Consider the following 18973-nt stretch of genomic DNA (forward strand, 5'->3'; position numbering starts at 1 on the left):
TCGCTGAGAAGATCACCCGGAGAAAGCCTGTCTCGCCTAGCAGCAGTTGTTTGGATATGATGGCGAAGGGGTAGCATGGACGACAACGTTTTCCTGGTCAGGTTTTGGGGTGTCCGCGGCAGCATTTCGGTATCAGGGCCAGAATTCTCTCGCTATGGCGGCAACTCAATCTGCGTCGAGATGCGATGCGGTAAGCATACGCTTCTGTTCGACGCAGGCTCTGGCCTACGGCCTGCCGGCGCGGCGCTTCAGGCGTTGGGCGTGACCGATTTCGACCTGCTTTTCACCCATTGCCATTACGATCACATCATCGGGCTGCCGTCTTTTGCGCCGATCTATGACCGGGGCGCCAAGGTTACGCTTTGGTCCGGGCATCTTGCAGGACACATGACGACCCGGCAGATGGTCGATGAGTTCATGCGGCCGCCGTGGTTTCCGGTGAAACTGGAGATCAGCAAGGCAAGCCTCGACTATCGCGATTTTGTATCCGGAGACGTGCTTCGCCCGCGCGAAGGGGTGGTGGTCCGAACCGGCAGTCTTATCCATCCGGGCGGCTGCATAGGCTACCGGGTCGAATGGGGCGGCCGCGTCGTGGCGGTGATCACAGACACTGAGCACGAGCCGGACAAACTCGATCAGACGGTGCTCGGCCTGATCGAAGATGCCGACCTCGTCATTTACGATTGCACCTACACCGAGGAGGAAATGGAACGCCGCCGCGGTTACGGGCACTCGACATGGCAACAGGGCGTCAAGCTCTGTGAGGCGGCCGGTGCGCGGGGGCTTGCGCTGTTTCACCACGATCCGACACGCACCGACAAGGAACTGGACAAGATCGAGAAACTGGCCAAGGACAGGTTTACCGGCGCTTTTGCCGCGCGGGATGGCCAGACGCTCAAACTTCCAGTCTTATTGCGCAAAAAGCGCTGAGCTATTTTCCTCTAGAGCGCTTCACCGTTTCACAGAAACGGCGAAGCGCTCTATCTCTTTGTTTTGACGCAATTCCAGACGGAAAATCGTTCACACTTTTCCTGGAATTGCTCTACCGGCGCTGCGCCCGATCAATGTCCTGATCGGAAGCCATGCGCAGGCTTCAGTCCGTGCGGTGACGGCGAACAGCCGTTCGAGGAAAAGCCAGGCCGATTCATCGTGTACGAGATGGTGGGTGAGCAGACCGACCGGTTCGCCGCCATCGAATGCATGCTGCAATTGCGCGATGATAGCCTGAACCAATAGGCCGTGATCGCGGCAGCCGCGCGTGCCATGCCAATCCATGATGTCGACATTGCTGTTGATGACCGCCAGTGAAGCGCGCCTCGGCGGCCCATAGACCGACAATGCCGCAAATCCTATCGATCCAAGGTCGGATACCAAGCCGGCGTCAATCCTGTTCCAGGGTGGCACCAGCATCGGAACGGTACGTGCGCCGTGCAGGCCGGTTACGTGCGACAGCCCGCGAGCCAGATCATTGAGCACCGCCTCGCGTGGCCGATGCGCGCCGAGCTCCTGCTTTTTCTGGTCCTCGGGCGCATGATTTCGGTGCGCCCAGCCATGGATGGCGACCGTGGCATGCGGCGCCTCGTCAAGCCGGACGGCAAGCTTCTCATCAGTCAGGGCCGGAATGACGGCCAGAGTCACCGGAACCGCGAATTCACCGGTGAGGTCGAGCAGCCGATCAAGCGCAGGCGTCGGACCCACGGCGTCATCGTCGCGCAGCCAGAACTCTGCCTTGCGGTCTGCCCGTTGCCGGCACGCCAGTTCTTCCACCAAGGGCTGCCAGATCTGATCGGGTGTCATGAAACCGGGATCTTCGCAAGGAGTTCGGCCAGCCGCGCCACTGCAGCACCGAGGGAACGTTCTTCGAGGATGAAACGTCTGGCTTCCGCGGCCATGATGGTTCTTTCGTCGTTACGGGCCAGAAGCCTTTCAATGGCAGAAGCGAACGCCGCAACATCGCCCGGCGGGGTGAGAAACCCGGTCTGGCCATCCCGCACGACCTCCGGCACGCCGGCGATGTCCTGAGCCACCACCGGAAGGCCGGCGGCCTGTGCTTCAAGATAGGCAATGCCATAGGCCTCGCCGCAACCCGGCCAGACGTAAATTCCCCCACTGTAGAGGACATCCGGCACGGCGGCTGGCTCAATCGCGCCAAGCCATTCGATACGGGCGGCGGGCAAGCCGGCGAATTGCGCTTTGACCTCGTCACGGGCAGGCCCATCCCCGACGACCAACATGGTCCAGGGCAGGTGGCCGATCGGACCGAGCGCTTGCGCCAGCATGCGATAGCTTTCGACTTTGTCGCCCGGGCGCATCATGGCGACGGTAACGAGGCGCGTCGGACAACTCCGTGCCGGCGTTTCCCGGAATACCGATGTGTCGATGAAGGGCGAAAGCATGCCGAAAGCGGCGTCGGGAATCGCATCGGCCAGTCCCTGACGATCCCTTTGCGTGAAGCAGATGTTCAGCGCTGCCTGTTCGACGGCTCGCGCCACCAACGCTTGTATATCGGCCCACAAGCCGGTGTTGCGCCGCCTCGAATAGGAGGCTTCCGCTGTCACATAGGGGACACCAAAGGCCAACGCCAGCTCGGGCCCGATCAGGTCGGGCGCCTTGTAATAGGGATGATAGGTGAACCACAGATCGGGCTTGCCGTCACGATCCCAAAGCCTTGCCAGCCGCGCGGCTTCCTCCCGGGCCTCGATCTTGAGCGCGTCGAAACTTTTCGAATCCGGTTCGCGTAGATAGAAGCGTAATTCGGATGCTAGTTCGACGCTATGCCCTCCATGCTCCAGCGCCTTGACCAGCATCCGTGCCATCTGGCGGTCGCCGGAGGCAACGGGATGATTGGGCGACTTCAGCGGCGCGTAGAAGGCAATTCGCATCGCCGGACCCTATCATCGGAAAGCCTGCGCAAGTCAATTTCGAAGCATGATCGACTTCACCTTCAAGCAGTGGAATGTGCTATCTGATGCTCATGGAAACAGCTGCCGCGTCCGATCCGTTTGTCGCTTCCCTGCCGGTCTTCGCAAAGTTCGAAAGCGTTGCCGATATCGATAACTATCGGCCTCTCCCCGATGGCTGGGCGCTGGCCACCGCCGACATCGTCGGCTCGACCAAGGCGATCGGGGCTGGGCGCTATAAAACCGTCAATATGGCCGGTGCCAGCGTCATTTCGGCGCTGCTCAATGCGCTGGGTCGGCAAGATCTTCCCTTTGTCTTCGGCGGCGACGGCGCGCTCGTGGCATTTCCCGGCTCGGCGCTGGAGATCACCCGCAACGCGCTGGCGGCTGTCCAGAGATGGGTGGCGGACGAACTCGACCTGACCTTGCGTGCCGCAATCGTGCCGATAAAGGATATCAGAGCGCAAGGCCTCGACGTTCGCGTGGCGAGGTTCCAGGCCTCCGAAGCGGTCTTCTATGCCATGTTCGCCGGCGGTGGCGGCAGTTGGGCGGAAGCCGAGATGAAAGCGGGGCGCTACCGCATCGATCCAGCGCCGGCCGGCGCGCGGCCGGATCTGACCGGCCTCTCGTGCCGCTGGAACCCGATCGAAGCCCGGAATGGCGAAATCGTCTCGATCATAGCCATACCGGGGGCGTCGCGCGACTTGCGCGGTTTTCAGTTTCTGGTTTCCGACATCATCGCCCTTGCCGGCAGGCAGGAACGCGATGGCCACCCGGTGCCGGTGAACGGACCGGACTACAGTTTGCTGCCCGCCGGCCTCGATATCGAGGCGCGCGCCACGGCGCCGGCAGGACGGCGATGGCTGTCGAAGCTGTGGATAGTGTTCCTGATGACGCTTACGGCTGTTACCGATAGATATGGCTGGACGATCGGCAAATTCGATCCGAAGATCTACAAACGCGACGTGGCCAGCAATTCGGATTTCCGGAAGTTCGACGACGGCTTGAAGATGACCATCGACGTTGACGCGGATGTGTTGCAACGGATCGAGAACCGGCTGAAACAGGCGGAAGAGGCGGGCATCTGCAACTATGGCCTGCACCGCCAGAAATCGGCCTTGATGACATGCCTCGTCGCCTCGCCGCTGCAGCGCGATCACGTTCATTTCATCGATGGCGCCGCCGGCGGCTATGCGATGGCTGCAGCAAGCCTGAAGGCGAAGGTGCCGGTCTGACAGCTTGCGGACATCGATTTTCCGCAATATGCCTCGGGGTTCTTGGGACCAAGTGAGCCTCGCCATGGAAGCGGACGGTCTGTCCGAATTAAGGGAAAGCAGATTTTTGGACGCCTCACGATCGACATATGACCGTCTTCTGAACCGGATTTCGACGCGCGCCGCGCAAGTCGGCGTGATCGGACTGGGGTATGTCGGGCTGCCGCTGGCGGTTGCGATCGCACGCGCCGGCTTCCCGGTTTCCGGCTTCGACGTCGAAGCCCAGAAGGTCGAGAGCCTGAACAACGGCCAATCCTATATCGAGGCGGTGACCTCGACAGCCCTTGCCGGCCAGGTGGCGAGCGGACGGTTCCGCGCCACTGCGGATTTTGCTGAACTGGCCGTCTGCGATGTCATCATCATCTGCGTTCCGACACCGCTGACGAAAAACCGTGAGCCGGACCTCTCCTTTGTCAGGAACACGGCAGGCACCATCGCGAAGCATCTGCGTCTCGGCCAGCTGATCGTGCTGGAATCGACCACCTATCCCGGCACCACCGACGACGTGATCAAGCCCATACTGGAAGAAACCGGCTTGCGGTCGAAGATAGATTTCTTCCTCGGCTTCTCGCCCGAACGCGAGGATCCCGGCAACCGAAGCTTTGAAGTCGCGACGATCCCCAAGATCGTGGCAGGCGACGGCATTGAAGCGGCGACACTCGTTCAGGCTTTCTACCAGGGCGTGGTCAAGACCGTTGTTCCGGTTTCCACCACGGCGACCGCCGAGGCGGTCAAGTTGACGGAAAACATCTTCCGCTCGGTCAACATAGCCCTGGTCAACGAGTTGAAGGTCGTGCTCGGTGCGATGGGCATAGACATCTGGGAGGTGATCGAGGCGGCAAAGAGCAAGCCCTTCGGCTACATGCCTTTCTATCCCGGCCCCGGACTTGGCGGCCACTGCGTTCCGATCGATCCCTTCTACCTGACGTGGAAGGCGCGCGAATATGAACTGCCGACCCGCTTCATCGAGCTGGCGGCAGAGATCAACACGGCTATGCCGCGTCATGTGGTCGATGAACTGGCGAAGGCGCTGGACCGGCGCTGCGGCAAGGCGCTCAGCCGCTCGCGCATTCTCATCATCGGGCTCGCCTATAAGAAGAATGTGCCCGACATCCGCGAAAGCCCCTCATTGCGGCTCATTGAACTCATCGAGGAATGGGGCGGCAAGGCGGAATTCCACGATCCGCATGTTACGGAGATCCCGACCACACGGGAGCATATGGCGATCAAGGGGCGTCGCTCGGTCGAATTGACCGAGGCGGCCTTGAAGGATTTCGATGCTGTCGTCGTTGCAACCGACCACGACGCGATTGACTATCAGGCGATCGCGGATCACGCTCTTCTGATCGTCGACACACGCAATGTTTTTGGCCGCCTCGGGCTAACCCGAGAGACGGTGGTGAAGGCCTGACGGCGTCCGAGCCGGCGAATTTGTGGCGGATCAAGGAGATTTCGAGATAGCATGAGCACAGCGCAAGCAGAAATTTCTGCCATTCTCATGGATAAGGTTGCCGATTGGCTGACCCAATCGGCGCTGGCGGGCGACGACCTGGAAACATTGGTAAAGGGCTTTTGTGAACGGCTGGCTGCTGCCGGCCTGCCGTTGAGGCGGGTGCATTTGAGCTTTTCGATGCTTCATCCGCTTTATGACGCGCTTGGCTTCACCTGGCTCCGCGGCCAGGGCTTGGAAGTAGAAGGCTTCCGTCATGACGACGGCGTTCCTTCCGACAGATTCCTGACCAGCCCATACTACCATCTGCTCAGCCACAAACTCGACCATCTGCGGCGCCGGCTCGACCCGTCGGTGCCGTCTGAATTTCCTGTTTTCGATGACCTCAAGCTTATGGGCGTCACCGATTACATGGCTTTCGTCCATCCGTTCAGCGGCAACACCAGTCAGGGCATGATCGGGTCTTGGTCCACCGACAGTGCTGCAGGCTTCAGTGACAACATGATTTCGGCGCTGCTGCGGATCCAGAACCATCTCGCTATCGCAACCAAGATGGCGGTGCTCACCAAGCTCGCCGACAACATGATGACCACTTATCTCGGCGGCGACGCCGGCAGGCGGGTGCTGGACGGCCAGATCAAGCGCGGCGAGGGCGACACAATCCGGGCTGCACTGGTCATGGCCGATATGCGCGGGTCGACAAGGCTTGCCGAAACCTCCGGCCGCGAAATCTATATCGATACGCTGAACCAGTTTTTCGATGCCATTGCTGCACCTTTCAATCGCAGAGGCGGGCAGATCATGAGTTTCCTGGGGGATGGCTTCATTGCTGTCTACCCTTGCGAAAGGCACCGTGCGCAGTCCGAGATCGCCTGCCGGGCTGCCCTTGCGGCAGCGCACAAGGCCACCGCGCGCATGATGGATCTCAATCTGCGCAGAAAGGAGCAGCGGTTGGGCGACATTAAATTCGGCATCGGCCTGCATGTCGGCAATGTGATGTTCGGCAATGTCGGGCTTTCCGACCGGCTCACATTCTCTGTCTTCGGCTCGGCTGTAAACGAGGTCCAGCGCCTTCAGACCCTGACTAAGAAATATTCGCACAGCGTTCTCGCCAGCGAAGATTTCGCCGGCTATTGCAGCGCCAACAACTGGCTGACGCTCGGCAAGGAGGAACTGGCGGGCATCAAGCAGAAGCTGACGGTGCTTTCACCCGATTTGTCGGGTGCTCTTGCACTCGATGAAGACGGTGCGCTGGAGCCGATTTACGACCGAATATCGGACGCCGAGCAGGTCATGCTGCTTCATCGCGATGCCGCGCGGCTGTCGGCGGGCGACCCGAGGAAGCTCCAGTAACCGCCACGATCTGATCCGAACGCGTTTGGTATGCAGTCCGGTCGCCGGTTCCGCCAGGGAACTGGCGACTGTTCGAATCCAAGTTGCTCTAGGCTGGCAATGCGTTAGTCTCGCCTTCTGGACGTGCCAGAGTGGGGGCTGGTGTGAGAATGAATTTGGGCGTTGATCTGCTGCGGATCGAGGATGTTGGCATCTCTTTTGCCATTATAGGGGGACCGTTGCATGCTGTCAGGCGTGCAAATCTTCGCGTCCTGCCCGGCAAGGTTACCGCGCTTGTGGGCGAGTCCGGTTCCGGAAAATCGGTTCTCAGCCAGGCAGTGATGGGCATTTTGCCGAACACAGCCCATGTTCGCGGCCGTATCCTGTTTTCCGATCCTGAAAAGCCCGGCACGACGCAGGATATCCTGCAAATGCCGCGTGACGGACCCGAAATCCGGGCGTTGAGAGGCAGCCGCATCGGCAAAATATTTCAGGAGCCGATGACATCACTGTCGCCGCTGCATACGATCGGCAATCAGGTGAGCGAATCGCTGCAGATTCATACGCCCATGGCTCGGGTGAAGCGCAAGGCGCTGACCGAGGAAATGCTCGGACTTGTCGGCTTTCCCAACCCCAAGCGCGCCTATGACATGTATCCCTTTGAACTTTCGGGAGGATTGCGTCAACGCGCAATGATCGCCATGGCGCTTATCTGCCGGCCCGCCCTGTTGATCGCCGACGAGCCGACGACGGCGTTGGACGTCACCATCCAGGCGCAAATCCTGCAATTGCTGCGCGAGCTTCAGACGAAGCTGAACATGGCGATGCTGCTGATCACGCACGACCTTGGCGTAGTCGCCAATGTAGCCGACGAGGTGGTGGTCATGTACCATGGCGACATCATGGAAGCGGGACCCGTGGAGGCGATATTCCGCCGGCCAGGCCACCCTTACCTGAAGGGCCTGATGGCAGCCGTTCCGCATTTCGACCTAAAGCCTGGCGAAAGGCTACAGGCGCTCCGCGAGGTGCCGGTGAATGTCGAGAACCTGCTCGGCAAGCAGACGGCGCCGGCATCGAAGGGGCCGGACGACCTCCTGCTGTCGGTCAAGGATCTGACAAAGACCTTCACGATCCGCAAGTCCGGATGGTTCGGCGGAGATCATCAAACCTCTGTTCGCGCCGTGGACGGCGTGAGCTTTGATATCAGGCGGGGTGAGTGCCTGGGTCTTGTCGGCGAAAGCGGCTCCGGCAAAACCACCGTCAGCAAGATCCTCATGCGGGCTGTCACCCCTAGCGGCGGCTCTGTGATCTTTAACGGCCGCGATGGTCCGATCGACGTCTTGGAAGCCGAGGGAGACGCGCTGCGCCTGTTGCGCGCGAAAATCCAGATGGTCTTTCAGGATCCGGTTTCGTCGCTTTCACCTCGCATGACGGTGGAGAACATCTTGAGCGAGCCACTGGAAATCCATCAACGCGGCAATGCCGCGTCCCGACTCGCCACGGTCAAGAGCCTGATGCAGGCAATCGGGCTCGATCCGCGCTTCATCAAGCGTTATCCGCACAGTTTCTCCGGCGGGCAGCGTCAGCGTATCGGCATCGCGCGCGCGTTGGCGCTGGGGCCTGAACTCCTGATCTGCGACGAGCCGGTTTCGGCGCTCGATGTCTCTGTCCAGGCGCAGATCCTGAACCTTCTGAAGGACCTGCAGAAGGAACTGGGCCTGACCTACCTGTTCATATCCCACAACCTGGCGGTGGTGGACTACATGGCAGACCGCATCGCGGTGATGTGCGGCGGGCGTATCGTCGAGCTCGCGCCGCGCGAAATTCTGCTTAGGAAACCGGTCCACCCCTACACGCGCTCACTGGTCGCCGCAGTACCTTTCCCCGATCTCGACAGGCCGATGGATTTCAAGACGCTGAAGCTCAGCGGCGCTTCCGACACCAGCGCATGGGGACCGCAATTTCGCGACGAGGGCAACGAGGATATGCTGTCGCCGCTCGATCTTGGCGGCGGCCACCTCGTGCTGGCCCGACGTTCGGCCGATGTCAGCGAGCTACGCCATTGATCAGCCGGCGCACCATCCTTGGACTCATGGCTTCGGCATTTCTGCCGGGCACGTTGCGTGCCGGCGATCTGGAGCCGGAATTTCTTCAGCCGCAGCTGAAGGCCGGGGCGCTGCCGGCACTCGCCGAACGTCTGCCCAAGCGCCCGCGCGCGTTGAATCTCGCTGCGATGGGCCGGCAGCCCGGCCAATATGGCGGCACGCTGCGCACGATCATCGGCAGCCAGAAAGATATCCGGATGATGACGATCTACGGGTACGCTCGCCTGGTCGGCTATGACGAAAAGCTTAACTTGCAAGCCGACATTCTCGAAAGTTTCGATGTTGCGGATGATCGTGTCTTCACTTTCAAGATACGGGAAGGGCATAAATGGTCTGACGGTGGCCTGCTGACGCCGGAGGATTTTCGCTATTGCTGGGAAGATGTCTGGCTGAACGATGAGCTTTCGCAAGGCGGGCTCGCCCCGGCCCTGCTGGCGGACGGCAAGCCGCCACGCTTCGAGATCGTCGATCCGTCGACGGTCCGCTATAGTTGGGATGCGCCCAATCCCGACTTCCTGCCCAAGCTCGCCGCTGCTTCGCCGATATCGCTTGTTCTGCCAGCCGCCTATCTCAAGCAGTTCCACAAGAAATACCAGGATCCATTCCGGCTCGCCGGCCTAATGAAGGAGAATCGGGCCCAGAAATGGACGCTCCTGCATATCCGCATGTCGCGGCAGTATCGCCCGGAGAACCCGGAACTGCCGACGCTCGATCCCTGGCAGAACCGGACCAAGCCGCCGGCCGAGCAATTCGTCTTCGAGCGCAACCCGTTCTTTCATCGAATAGACGAGAATGGCCGGCAACTGCCCTATGTTGACCGGATCGTCATGAATGTCAGCTCGTCGGCGATCATCTCCGCCAAGACCGGTGCGGGCGAGAGCGACCTGCAATGCATGGGAATTGACTTCAGCGATTACTCCTTCCTGAAAGACGCGGAGAAGCGCTACCCGGTGAAGATGCATCTCTGGAAACGCACACAGGGTTCGCGGCTGGCGCTGCTGCCCAATCTGAATTGTGCCGACCAGGTGTGGCGTGGCCTTTTTCGTGACGTGCGAGTGCGCCGCGCACTTTCGCTCGCTGTGGACAGGCGCGAGATCAATTTGGCTGTGTTCTACGGATTGGCGCAGGAAAGTGCCGATACGGTCCTGCCGGAGAGCCCGCTCTACCGGCCGGAATTCGCGAAAGCCTGGGTCGCCCATGATCCCGACCAGGCCAATGCCCTGCTCGACGAGGTCGGGCTTCAGGCGCGTGACGATGACGGCCTGCGGATACTTCCCGACGGACGCCCGGCGCAGCTCGTAGTGGAAACGGCCGGCGAAAGCACGCTGGAAACCGACGCGCTCGAGCTCATCACCGATCACTGGCGCAAGATCGGCATCGCCCTGTTCATCCGGACTTCGCAGCGCGACATCTTCCGCAGCCGCGCGCTTGGTGGCCAGATCGTGATGTCGATGTGGTCGGGCATCGACAATGGCGTGCCGACCGCCGACATGAACCCGTACCAACTGGCCCCCACCGTCGACGACCAGCTGCAATGGCCGCTCTGGGGTGCTCACTACTTGTCTCATGGCAAGGTCGGTGAAGCGCCCGATCTTCCGCCTGTGGTCGAGTTGATGGCTTTACTCAAGCGCTGGAACGCATCGACCGAAGCCACGGAGCGCGCCGAAATCTGGAATTCAATGCTGTCGATCTATACCGATCAGGTGTTTTCGATCGGCACGGTGAACGGAACGCATCAGCCGATTCTGGCGTCCTCGCGGCTGCGCAATCTGCCTGACAAGGCGCTCTACGGCTACGACCCGACCGCCTATTTCGGTGTCTACATGCCGGATACATTCTGGCTTGGAGAGTCCTGAGCGTGCTTCGATATTTTGTCTGGCGCATCGCCGTGATGGTTCCAACGCTGCTGGTCATATCGGCACTGGTGTTCACGATCATCGAACTTCCACCAGGCGACTATTTCGACAGCTATGTTGCCGAGCTTCGGGCTCAGGGCGAAGCGGTGGATTCCGATCGCATCGAGATGATGCGCAAGGAATATGGTTTCGACCAGCCACCGGTCATTCGCTACTTCTACTGGGTCGGCGGGATGCTGCACGGCGATTTCGGCTATTCCTTCGAATATGAGCTGCCGGTTCGCGACGTCGTCGGGGACCGAATGTGGCTGACCGTGCTGGTTTCCTTCGTCACGATCATCTTTACCTGGCTCATAGCCTTTCCGATCGGCATGTACTCCGCCACGCATCAATACAGCTGGGGCGACTACGGCCTGACTTTGTTCGGCCTTCTCGGCCTTGCCATTCCGAACTTCATGCTGGCGCTGATCCTGATGTATTTCGCCAACATCTGGTTCGGCACGTCCATCGGCCATCTCATGGACCAGCAATATCTCGGCGAGCCGATGAGCTGGGCCAAGGCGAAGTCGATCCTCGCCCATCTCTGGATCCCGGTCTTGATCATCGGCACCGGGGGCACGGCAAGTATGATCCGGCGGCTGCGCGCCAATCTGCTCGATGAGCTACATAAGCAATATGTCGTGACCGCGCGCGCCAAAGGCCTTCATCCCTTCAGGGCGCTGGTCAAATATCCGCTGCGCATGGCGCTCAATTTCTTCATTTCAGACATCGGCTCTATCCTGCCGGCCATCATCTCCGGCGCCGAAATCACGGCGATCGTGCTGTCTTTGGAAACGACCGGGCCGATGCTGATCAAGGCGCTCCAAAGCCAGGACATGTATCTGGCAGGGTCGTTCCTGATGTTCCTCGCCTTCCTGACGGTCATCGGCGTCCTGATTTCCGACCTGGCGCTGGCGCTACTTGATCCGCGAATTCGTTTGCAAGGCGGCAGCACCAAATGAACACGCAATCGCCGCTGCCTGCTCCGGGTGCCCCACTGCAACACTACGTTTCCATCGCGCCCTTTGACCTGCAGTCGGTCGAGGTGATGACGCCGGAGCAGTCGAAGGTCTTTCAGGCGTCGCAGTTGCGGCTGATGTGGTGGAAATTCCGGAAGCACCGGCTTGCCGTCATATCCGGCATATTCCTGGCGGCGCTTTATTTCGGGATACTGATCTGCGAGTTCCTGGCGCCCTACAATCTGCACACGCGCAACATGGACTACATCTATTCACCGCCGCAGCGGGTGCACCTGTTCCACAACGGCCAGCTCGTCGGGCCGTTCGTCTATGGCCGTCAGATGACGCTGGATATGGACACGCTCAAGCGGAACTACATCGAGAAACAGGATGATGTTCAGCGGATCCGTTTCTTCTGCAAGGGCGACAGTTACCGGTTCTGGGGCCTGATCGAAGGTGACAGGCATTTTGTCTGTCCTGCCGAAAACGGCCAGCTCTTTCTGGCGGGCACTGACAGGCTGGGGCGCGATGTGCTCTCGCGCATTATCTATGGTGCACGCATTTCACTGACAATCGGCCTCGTCGGCATCAGTTTCAGCTTCCTGCTCGGCATTGTCATCGGCGGACTGGCCGGCTATCACGGCGGTATCTTCGACCTGATCGTTCAACGGATAATCGAAGTTCTGCAATCGATCCCCAGCATTCCGCTATGGCTGGCACTGGCGGCGATCATGCCGATAACCTGGAGTCCGATCCTGATCTATTTCGGCATCACCGTCATCCTCGGGCTGCTCGACTGGACCGGACTGGCGCGGGCCGTGCGTTCAAAGCTTCTAGCCTTGCGCGAGGAGGATTACGTTCTGGCCGCGCAATTGATGGGCGCCAGAAGCAGCCGCATCATCGGGCGGCATCTCATTCCCGGCTTCATGTCGCATCTGATCGCGACGGCGACGATCTCCATACCCGGCATGATCCTGGGCGAGACGGCGCTGAGCTTCCTCGGGCTCGGCCTGAGGGCGCCGATAACCAGCTGGGGCATCCTGCTCACCGAGGCGCGCAGCGTCAGCGTCATCGCGTTCTATCCATGGCTGCTTTTGCCGATGCTCCCCGTCATTCTCGTCATCTTGGCGTTCAACTTCCTCGGCGACGGCTTGCGGGACGCCGCAGACCCCTACAAGTGAGATCGCTATTCCGCCGCGCGCCGTGCCGCCGACTCGACCCGGTATGGTCCTTGTCAGCGGCCTGTTCGCTTGTTGCAATGTTCATCGTTCGCCTCGGCAAGACTCGATCTGGGTTTAACACGTCGGCGTCGGGTTTCAGCCGCGAAACGCTCTGGTCGGGGGCAGTTGATTTCGTGGACTGGTTCAGGACATACAATCGCACATGAGTCGCCTCGACAGTTTCATCCGGAGGATGACCGCACAGCGCGACATACTCGATCATGTCTGCGCCGAGGTGGCGAAAATGGAGGGGCCCGTGCTCGAGCTCGGCCTCGGCAATGGCCGGACGTTCCACCATCTGCGCGAGCGCCTGCCCGGACGCCGGATCGTAGCGTTCGACCGCGCACTTGCCGCACACGCCAGCTCAATTCCCGAAGCGGAAAATCTCGTGCTCGGCGAAATACGCGAGACCGCGAGCAGGTTCATTGGCATCGACGCCGCTCTTGTTCATGCCGACATCGGCACTGGCTATGAAGATCGCGATGCAGTGACCCTTACCTGGCTTCCCGATCTGACCGCGCGCCTGCTTCGCGTCGGCGGCATCGCGGTCAGCGGCATGCCGCTAGATCATCCGCAGTTGCAACGCCTCCCGCCGCCGCCTTCGGTGCCCGCCGATCGTTATTTTATCTGTAGGCGCGTGTGAGGGGCCGAGACGATCCAAATCTTCAGGGGCCAAGCCTTCAGGGGATCGTATATACTGCTATCTCCCGCTCAATGCCGCGCAGCGAGACCTCGTGGGGCACGGGCGTCAGCGCCTTCCTGTGCAACAGATCGGCGGTGAGATTGTCGTCGACCACCGCCCGAGTGGCGAAGATCGCCTGTGCGTTGGCAAGGTTCTGGACCCGCGAAGCAATGTTGACCGTCTGGCCGAAATAGTCCTGTCGGTCGTTCATAGACACAGCAATGCAGGGGCCGGCGTGGACTCCGATCTTGAGCAGCAGATCCTCGCGCCCGCTCTTGTCGTTGAGCGTACGCATGGCATCGCGCATCCTGAGGGCGGCAGCAATCGCACGATCAGGCGTCGCGAAGGTCGCCATCACCGCATCACCGATCGTCTTCACCACCGCGCCTGCCTCCGCTGCGACGATCTCGTGCAGAACCTGGAAATGCACGCGCACGAGATCGAAGGCTGAAAGGTCGCCCACCCGCTCGTAAAGCTCGGTCGATCCGCGCAGGTCGGTGAACAGGAACGTCAGGCTGGTGATCTTCAGGCGCTGGTTAATGTCGAGTGTATCCGTGCGATAGAGATCGCGGAATGTCTGGTTGGTGAGCAGGCGCTTGGCGGTCAGGAAGGGCCGGCGTTTTCCCAGGAAATCATGCAATGCCTGGCCGGCTATGAAGACCGTCGGCAGCACGCGGGTGTCGGTCCTGTTTTCCAGCGAAATGCGCAACGGGCCGGGTTGCATCTCCAGCGTCTGGTTCTGGACATGGTCGCGGTCGAAGGCCAAAGAGAGGCTCCGGCGCTCCTTTGTTGGTTCGCCTTTCCCGTCGATGAACTGCGCTGAATGGGTGACCGGCTCGAAGACGATGATGAATTCGGACGGAAGCTGTATGGGCAGAACCGCCTTTTCACCGGGCGCAAGCTCGATATCCTCCAGCGAGAACGCTTCCATCTTTTCCGCGAAATCCTCTTCCGGCAGATCGACGCCGGACGCCCAGTAGATCTGGCGGAAATATTCCGCCACCGGCAATTCGTGTGGATTGTGGGCGGCAATCCTGCGCACGCGGGGACTGACGGTGAATGTCACCTCGACCATCTCGTCGAGGGTGGGCGAATAGCCCTCGGAGCACAGCGCGCAGGTGTATTCGTCCTTCTGCAGGGTTTTCAGCGTGGCGTTGGTGTCGAGCACGCCGCCACAGCCGGGGCACAGAACATTCCAGGAAATGTCGAAGATGCCCACCCGCGCCGCATGGAGAAAGGCGCTTATGGCGCGCTCCTCGTCGAGGCCATGCTTGCTGGCGAAGGCTGGCGCATTGATGCGGCAAAGTTCGCGGTCCTCGCCCTCCGCGATGGTTCGCTTGATCGCGTCGATCGCCTGTGGATCGACATCGGCCGATTGTCGCAGAAGCGAGAACAGATCCTGAGCTTCGTTCATCGTGCAGGTTCCGGAAAATGCGCCCCGAGGCGTGTTGACCGGACCGGTCTTTGGTCCGAGTGCTCCATCTTACTTCGAAACAGATCGTACGGCCATTCGAATGGATAAGCCTGGTGACCGTCCAATTTCCATTCGGCGGATTTTCACCGGCCGCAAGCAGCACTATGATGGTCCATGGAGCATTCATCTTTGGGATTTTCTCCCATGCCGACATCCAACAACCCGCCATTTCCCGCGGCCCTGCGCCTTTTCTCTGCGGTGGTCATCATCGTCCTGATCGTAGGCGCCGGCCTGTTTTTCGTGCCTGTTCTGGTCAAACCGGGCTGGCCTTGGGCCGTCACGCCGTTCAATGCGCGCTTCCTCGGTGGCTTCTACACCGCCGAAATGGTCGTGATGGCGGCGCTGCTGGTCTGGAATCGCTGGTCGCCCGGCAGGCTCGTGCTCGTCATGGCCTTCATCTTCACCGTCATCGTGTCGGTGGCTTCGTTCATCAATCTCGGTTATTTCAACTTCGAGCGCAAAGCGCCCTGGCTGTGGTTTTTGGTCTATCTTGCTTCGGTCGCGGTATCCGGGCTGTTCCTGTGGCGGGCCAGGGCCCGTCCTTCTGCAAAAGGCGTGACCTTAAATCCCGCATGGCGCGGCTACATGCCGGCGGAATCCGCGATCCTTGGGCTCTATGGCGTCGGCCTGTTGCTGTTTCCCCTGACATTCAGTGGCATCTGGCCATGGCCGATCGATGCCTTCCACGCTCAGGTCTACAGCGCCATCTTCCTCGCCGGTGCGGGCGGTATATATCTGGTCTGGAGAAGCGCGCCGCGCGAGGAACTGCTGGTGCTCGGCTTGGCGCAGTTTCTGGTTGGCCTGCTTGCCATCCTCGGCGTCGCCATCACCGACGCTGCGGTGCACCGGATCGACTGGACGGCGACCGGGACATTGTGCTGGCTCGTCCTTTTCGGCTGGATCGGCATCAGCGGCGTCTTCAAACTCTACGCCGCCTCCCGGTATTTTAGCTCGCAATCGGCATCATAGGTTGCAGAGACGGCTGGATTTTCAGGTAACGTCCGGTGCATCGTACCGGGCCGATTGCCTTCGCCGGGAACGCCATGACCAGCACGACCTCGCCACCCTCCGAGAAAATCCAGCCGCAGCTCCGGTCCGTCCGGCCAAGCGATGCGGAGGCGCTTTGCGCTATCTTCAACATGCCGGGCTTCCGCTGGGGCACGCTCAGGATGCCTTTCGAGATGGTGGAGCAGGTGGCGCGGCGTATCGCCAAGTCCGGCCAGGAAACCACCTGGATCGTTGCCGAGCTGGACGGCAAGGTCGTCGGCCATGGCAGCCTGGTCGTGCAGGGTTCGCCGCGCCGTTCGCATATCGGCGAGATCAATATCGGCCTTGACGATGCCTTTGTCGGCAAAGGTATCGGCTCCGCCATACTTGGCGCGCTGCTTGACGTAGCCGACAACTGGCGCGCCCTGAAGCGGGTCGAATTGACCGTCTATGCCGACAACGAACCCGCCCTCCGTCTCTACAAAAGCCACGGCTTTGAGGTCGAAGGCCGGCATGTGAAGGCCGGCTTTACCGACGGGCAGTACCACGACCTCCTGAGCATGGCCCGCCTGCGGTTTTAAGATCCGCTGGTTTGGCCTTAACTGTTTAGCCAACCTAACAATTCGTGCCGAGTCGGCGAACAGGCGGTTGCTTATGGAGAACTCCGTAGGAGACGGTCATTTCGGCTCACACCATCTTGATCGAGTTGACGATCTATGTGTGGGCCGGCCGCATCCAGCAAGTCTGGTCTCCCTTGGCGTTTGCACCGCAAGCGGCTAGACGGGACCAATGACCGCCGTCCTTGACCCAACGCCTACGCCTCCGGTGGAAATTCTGGCTGTGCTGTCGCTGCTCTGCCCGGAGGTCGTGCGCGACATCGAGCAGAACTGGAATGCACCGGTTTCCGATTACGCCCGCCATCTGTGGCGGCCGGTGGCAAGGCCTGCATCGGCCCCGGCGATCGCTGCCCGATCGATCCTGCGCGAAGTCTTGCATCAGCGCCTTGGTGTGATGATGCAGCCTGACGAGATCGGCAAGACCCTCGACGAGTTCGAGTACAGACCGGTGATTCAGTCCGGCCTGCACTGCCTGCTTCTGATGGACCGGATCACCTTCGATGCCCTCCTGCTTGCCTGGCTCGGCGCGGTCGAAAACGGGCTGTCGGCCTTCTTCGGCTTCATGGGAACGACGATGACCATGGAGACAATTGGCCGGGAGGGGCCGGGATGGCTCGATGTCGGCGACGACAAGGTCAACCTGTTTGGCATCGGGCGCCACAAACTGTGCCGCAAAAGCGCCTGCGTGGCCGGTCCCGTTTCCCTCAACAAGCGCGCGCTTGAGGCGGTGGGCGATGAAACGGATGCCAGCCGCTGGCTGGGCACACTGCTTGCCAGCCAGGACAAGGTGTTTGGAACCGCCGCCGATGCGCTGACAGCCCTCAACGAGGATCTGGTCGCCAATTGGGATCGTGCCGGCATGGCCCTGCCGGTTTTCATCGATGATCGGCTCGCCGCGGCTGCCATGGCACGGCATCTAGAACATGACGGCAGCCTTCTTTCCAGGCTGCTCATTGAACCCGCAAGACGCCAGCGTCTCGAACATGCCTTGCAAGAGGCCGCATCGAGCCCGTTTGGCAGATTCCTGCCCAATGCCACGGACTATTTCTGGGGCATCCGCGAGGAGCGCGTGCGCAAGCTCGTCCTCGAGAACGGGCACCTGATCGAGCCTGACAGGCCGCATGGTCTTTTAATCCCGTTCGAGCGGCTGCATCTCAAGCAGGGGCTGCTGGACGGCGTGCTGCTGCCGAACTTGTTCCTGACGTTCCTCGTCCTTGCCATATTGCCGCGCGTGCGGGTCGTGGGCGGCCTGAGACAGATTGGCTATGTAGCGCTTTTCCACTCGATCCTTCTGGCCGTGCTAGACGAAAACGCGCCGGAAGAGCGCGATCTGGCCGCTGAGCTGCAGGTTCGGGAAAATGCCTGGGGCATGCGGGTCATCGATGAAAAGATCTCGGTCCGGGAGCAGCTTGCCGGCCTGCCGGAAGGGGCGCTCTTCCCGGACCTGCTCCGACAATACCGTTTGCGGACATTTGCCGAGACGACCGACGACCTGAAACTGGTTCGCGAAAACGCCCGATGGCGCAAGATCGGCCGGGCAGAGATCAAGCCGACCTGAGCCTCACTTCAAGCCTTATTTCAGGTTGATTTTCTGGTGAGCAACCGCAAGCGACGGCGACTATCGGTGAGCCTCTGGCGTCTGGTCCGGCCGCTTTCCTTGACGCTGATGCGTTTTGGGATTTCGACGACGGCTTCCGCCTCGACAGTCATATGGCTTGCCTGAGAGCCGTCTGCAGTTCAAGGCCTGACCTGACATGGCCTCACCTGTCATTGCACGACACCGGCCTTGCGGAACCCGTCCACAGCGAGTTCGAAATCGGCAATGACTGCTCTATCATGCTTTCGGACGTTCGACACTGTCACGCCGAGCGGCCGCTCTGGGTCAAACTTTGCCGTTTAAGGCGGCGCCCCGGAACGGGCAACTTGCGCCATATCCGGACCTTGCCAGTGATGCCGTGAATGTTAAGTCTCGGCTCCGATGCGGACGTTCCGCCCGAGTTCAAAGACTGACCGCGACCGTTCTGTGGCCTTCGCATCGACAGCGCCAATAAGCTGCGTCCCACATCCTACTCCTTGCG

The 18973-nt window shown here is 60.6% G+C and carries 15 protein-coding genes; 12 read left to right on the forward strand and 3 right to left on the reverse strand.

Annotated features, from left to right (window positions below; translation table 11 throughout):
- The first annotated feature begins 75 nt into the window (after nt 1-75).
- Nucleotides 76-930 carry an MBL fold metallo-hydrolase gene (locus NKG95_RS09225; protein WP_352884785.1) on the forward strand — a complete coding sequence of 285 codons (855 nt, stop codon included), beginning with the start codon at nt 76-78 and terminating at the stop codon, nt 928-930.
- Nucleotides 931-1020: 90 nt separating this feature from the next.
- On the opposite strand, the gene NKG95_RS09230 is transcribed toward NKG95_RS09225, so the two are convergent.
- Both NKG95_RS09230 and NKG95_RS09235 read right to left on the reverse strand, forming a co-directional pair.
- Nucleotides 1021-1797: a polysaccharide deacetylase family protein gene (locus NKG95_RS09230; RefSeq protein ID WP_352482316.1), complete on the reverse strand. Its 777-nt coding sequence runs from the start codon at nt 1795-1797 to the stop codon at nt 1021-1023.
- Nucleotides 1794-2882: a glycosyltransferase family 4 protein gene (locus NKG95_RS09235; RefSeq protein ID WP_023716529.1), complete on the reverse strand. Its 1089-nt coding sequence runs from the start codon at nt 2880-2882 to the stop codon at nt 1794-1796. The genes NKG95_RS09230 and NKG95_RS09235 overlap by 4 nt, the downstream gene beginning before the upstream one ends.
- A gap of 92 nt (nt 2883-2974) precedes the next feature.
- Between NKG95_RS09235 and NKG95_RS09240 the strand changes: the two genes are divergently transcribed.
- The 8 genes from NKG95_RS09240 to NKG95_RS09275 all read left to right on the forward strand — a co-directional run bounded on the left by NKG95_RS09240 (nt 2975) and on the right by NKG95_RS09275 (nt 13778).
- Nucleotides 2975-4135: a DUF3095 domain-containing protein gene (locus NKG95_RS09240; RefSeq protein WP_352482493.1), complete on the forward strand. Its 1161-nt coding sequence runs from the start codon at nt 2975-2977 to the stop codon at nt 4133-4135.
- 106 nt (nt 4136-4241) lie between these two features.
- Complete coding sequence (locus tag NKG95_RS09245; RefSeq protein ID WP_031193288.1) at nt 4242-5585, forward strand: nucleotide sugar dehydrogenase; 1344 nt, start codon at nt 4242-4244, stop codon at nt 5583-5585.
- A 51-nt stretch (nt 5586-5636) separates the two neighbouring features.
- The gene (locus NKG95_RS09250) at nt 5637-6977 is read left to right on the forward strand and encodes an adenylate/guanylate cyclase domain-containing protein (protein ID WP_023716526.1); all 1341 of its coding nucleotides are present in this window, start codon (nt 5637-5639) and stop codon (nt 6975-6977) included.
- Nucleotides 6978-7126: 149 nt separating this feature from the next.
- Nucleotides 7127-9022 (forward strand): ABC transporter ATP-binding protein, encoded by a 1896-nt coding sequence (locus NKG95_RS09255; protein WP_353020401.1) that lies wholly within the window; start codon nt 7127-7129, stop codon nt 9020-9022.
- Complete coding sequence (locus NKG95_RS09260) at nt 9019-10917, forward strand: ABC transporter substrate-binding protein (protein ID WP_353040506.1); 1899 nt, start codon at nt 9019-9021, stop codon at nt 10915-10917. Before NKG95_RS09255 ends, NKG95_RS09260 begins: the two co-directional genes overlap by 4 nt.
- A 2-nt stretch (nt 10918-10919) precedes the next feature.
- Complete coding sequence (locus tag NKG95_RS09265) at nt 10920-11918, forward strand: ABC transporter permease (protein ID WP_023716523.1); 999 nt, start codon at nt 10920-10922, stop codon at nt 11916-11918.
- Nucleotides 11915-13096 (forward strand): ABC transporter permease, encoded by a 1182-nt coding sequence (locus NKG95_RS09270; protein ID WP_352482321.1) that lies wholly within the window; start codon nt 11915-11917, stop codon nt 13094-13096. The genes NKG95_RS09265 and NKG95_RS09270 overlap by 4 nt, the downstream gene beginning before the upstream one ends.
- A 202-nt stretch (nt 13097-13298) precedes the next feature.
- Nucleotides 13299-13778: a class I SAM-dependent methyltransferase gene (locus NKG95_RS09275; RefSeq protein ID WP_352493870.1), complete on the forward strand. Its 480-nt coding sequence runs from the start codon at nt 13299-13301 to the stop codon at nt 13776-13778.
- A 37-nt stretch (nt 13779-13815) separates the two neighbouring features.
- Here the strand turns inward: NKG95_RS09275 and NKG95_RS09280 are convergent, their stop codons facing one another.
- Entirely contained in the window at nt 13816-15231 is a 1416-nt protein-coding gene (locus NKG95_RS09280) for an adenylate/guanylate cyclase domain-containing protein (RefSeq protein WP_353040507.1), read from the reverse strand.
- A 204-nt stretch (nt 15232-15435) separates the two neighbouring features.
- Between NKG95_RS09280 and NKG95_RS09285 the strand changes: the two genes are divergently transcribed.
- From NKG95_RS09285 to NKG95_RS09295, 3 genes are all read left to right on the forward strand, one after another.
- Nucleotides 15436-16260 carry a hypothetical protein gene (locus NKG95_RS09285; protein ID WP_352482324.1) on the forward strand — a complete coding sequence of 275 codons (825 nt, stop codon included), beginning with the start codon at nt 15436-15438 and terminating at the stop codon, nt 16258-16260.
- 74 nt (nt 16261-16334) lie between these two features.
- Nucleotides 16335-16859, forward strand: coding sequence for a GNAT family N-acetyltransferase (locus NKG95_RS09290; RefSeq protein ID WP_023716519.1), 525 nt, complete (start codon nt 16335-16337; stop codon nt 16857-16859).
- Nucleotides 16860-17067: 208 nt separating this feature from the next.
- Complete coding sequence (locus NKG95_RS09295) at nt 17068-18453, forward strand: hypothetical protein (protein ID WP_352493866.1); 1386 nt, start codon at nt 17068-17070, stop codon at nt 18451-18453.
- Nucleotides 18454-18973 lie beyond the last annotated feature (520 nt).

Source organism: Mesorhizobium sp. M1423, from assembly GCF_040317575.1.
Lineage (GTDB): Bacteria > Pseudomonadota > Alphaproteobacteria > Rhizobiales > Rhizobiaceae > Mesorhizobium.

Excerpts from the sequence above, each read along its gene's own strand:
- NKG95_RS09225 (WP_352884785.1), top strand. The coding sequence starts at position 76 with ATGGACGACAACGTTTTCCTGGTCAGGTTTTGGGGTGTCCGCGGCAGC.
- NKG95_RS09230 (WP_352482316.1), bottom strand. The coding sequence starts at position 1,797 with ATGACACCCGATCAGATCTGGCAGCCCTTGGTGGAAGAACTGGCGTGC.
- NKG95_RS09235 (WP_023716529.1), bottom strand. The coding sequence starts at position 2,882 with ATGCGAATTGCCTTCTACGCGCCGCTGAAGTCGCCCAATCATCCCGTT.
- NKG95_RS09240 (WP_352482493.1), top strand. The coding sequence starts at position 2,975 with ATGGAAACAGCTGCCGCGTCCGATCCGTTTGTCGCTTCCCTGCCGGTC.
- NKG95_RS09250 (WP_023716526.1), top strand. The coding sequence starts at position 5,637 with ATGAGCACAGCGCAAGCAGAAATTTCTGCCATTCTCATGGATAAGGTT.
- NKG95_RS09255 (WP_353020401.1), top strand. The coding sequence starts at position 7,127 with ATGAATTTGGGCGTTGATCTGCTGCGGATCGAGGATGTTGGCATCTCT.
- NKG95_RS09270 (WP_352482321.1), top strand. The coding sequence starts at position 11,915 with ATGAACACGCAATCGCCGCTGCCTGCTCCGGGTGCCCCACTGCAACAC.
- NKG95_RS09275 (WP_352493870.1), top strand. The coding sequence starts at position 13,299 with ATGAGTCGCCTCGACAGTTTCATCCGGAGGATGACCGCACAGCGCGAC.
- NKG95_RS09280 (WP_353040507.1), bottom strand. The coding sequence starts at position 15,231 with ATGAACGAAGCTCAGGATCTGTTCTCGCTTCTGCGACAATCGGCCGAT.
- NKG95_RS09285 (WP_352482324.1), top strand. The coding sequence starts at position 15,436 with ATGCCGACATCCAACAACCCGCCATTTCCCGCGGCCCTGCGCCTTTTC.
- NKG95_RS09290 (WP_023716519.1), top strand. The coding sequence starts at position 16,335 with ATGACCAGCACGACCTCGCCACCCTCCGAGAAAATCCAGCCGCAGCTC.
- NKG95_RS09295 (WP_352493866.1), top strand. The coding sequence starts at position 17,068 with ATGACCGCCGTCCTTGACCCAACGCCTACGCCTCCGGTGGAAATTCTG.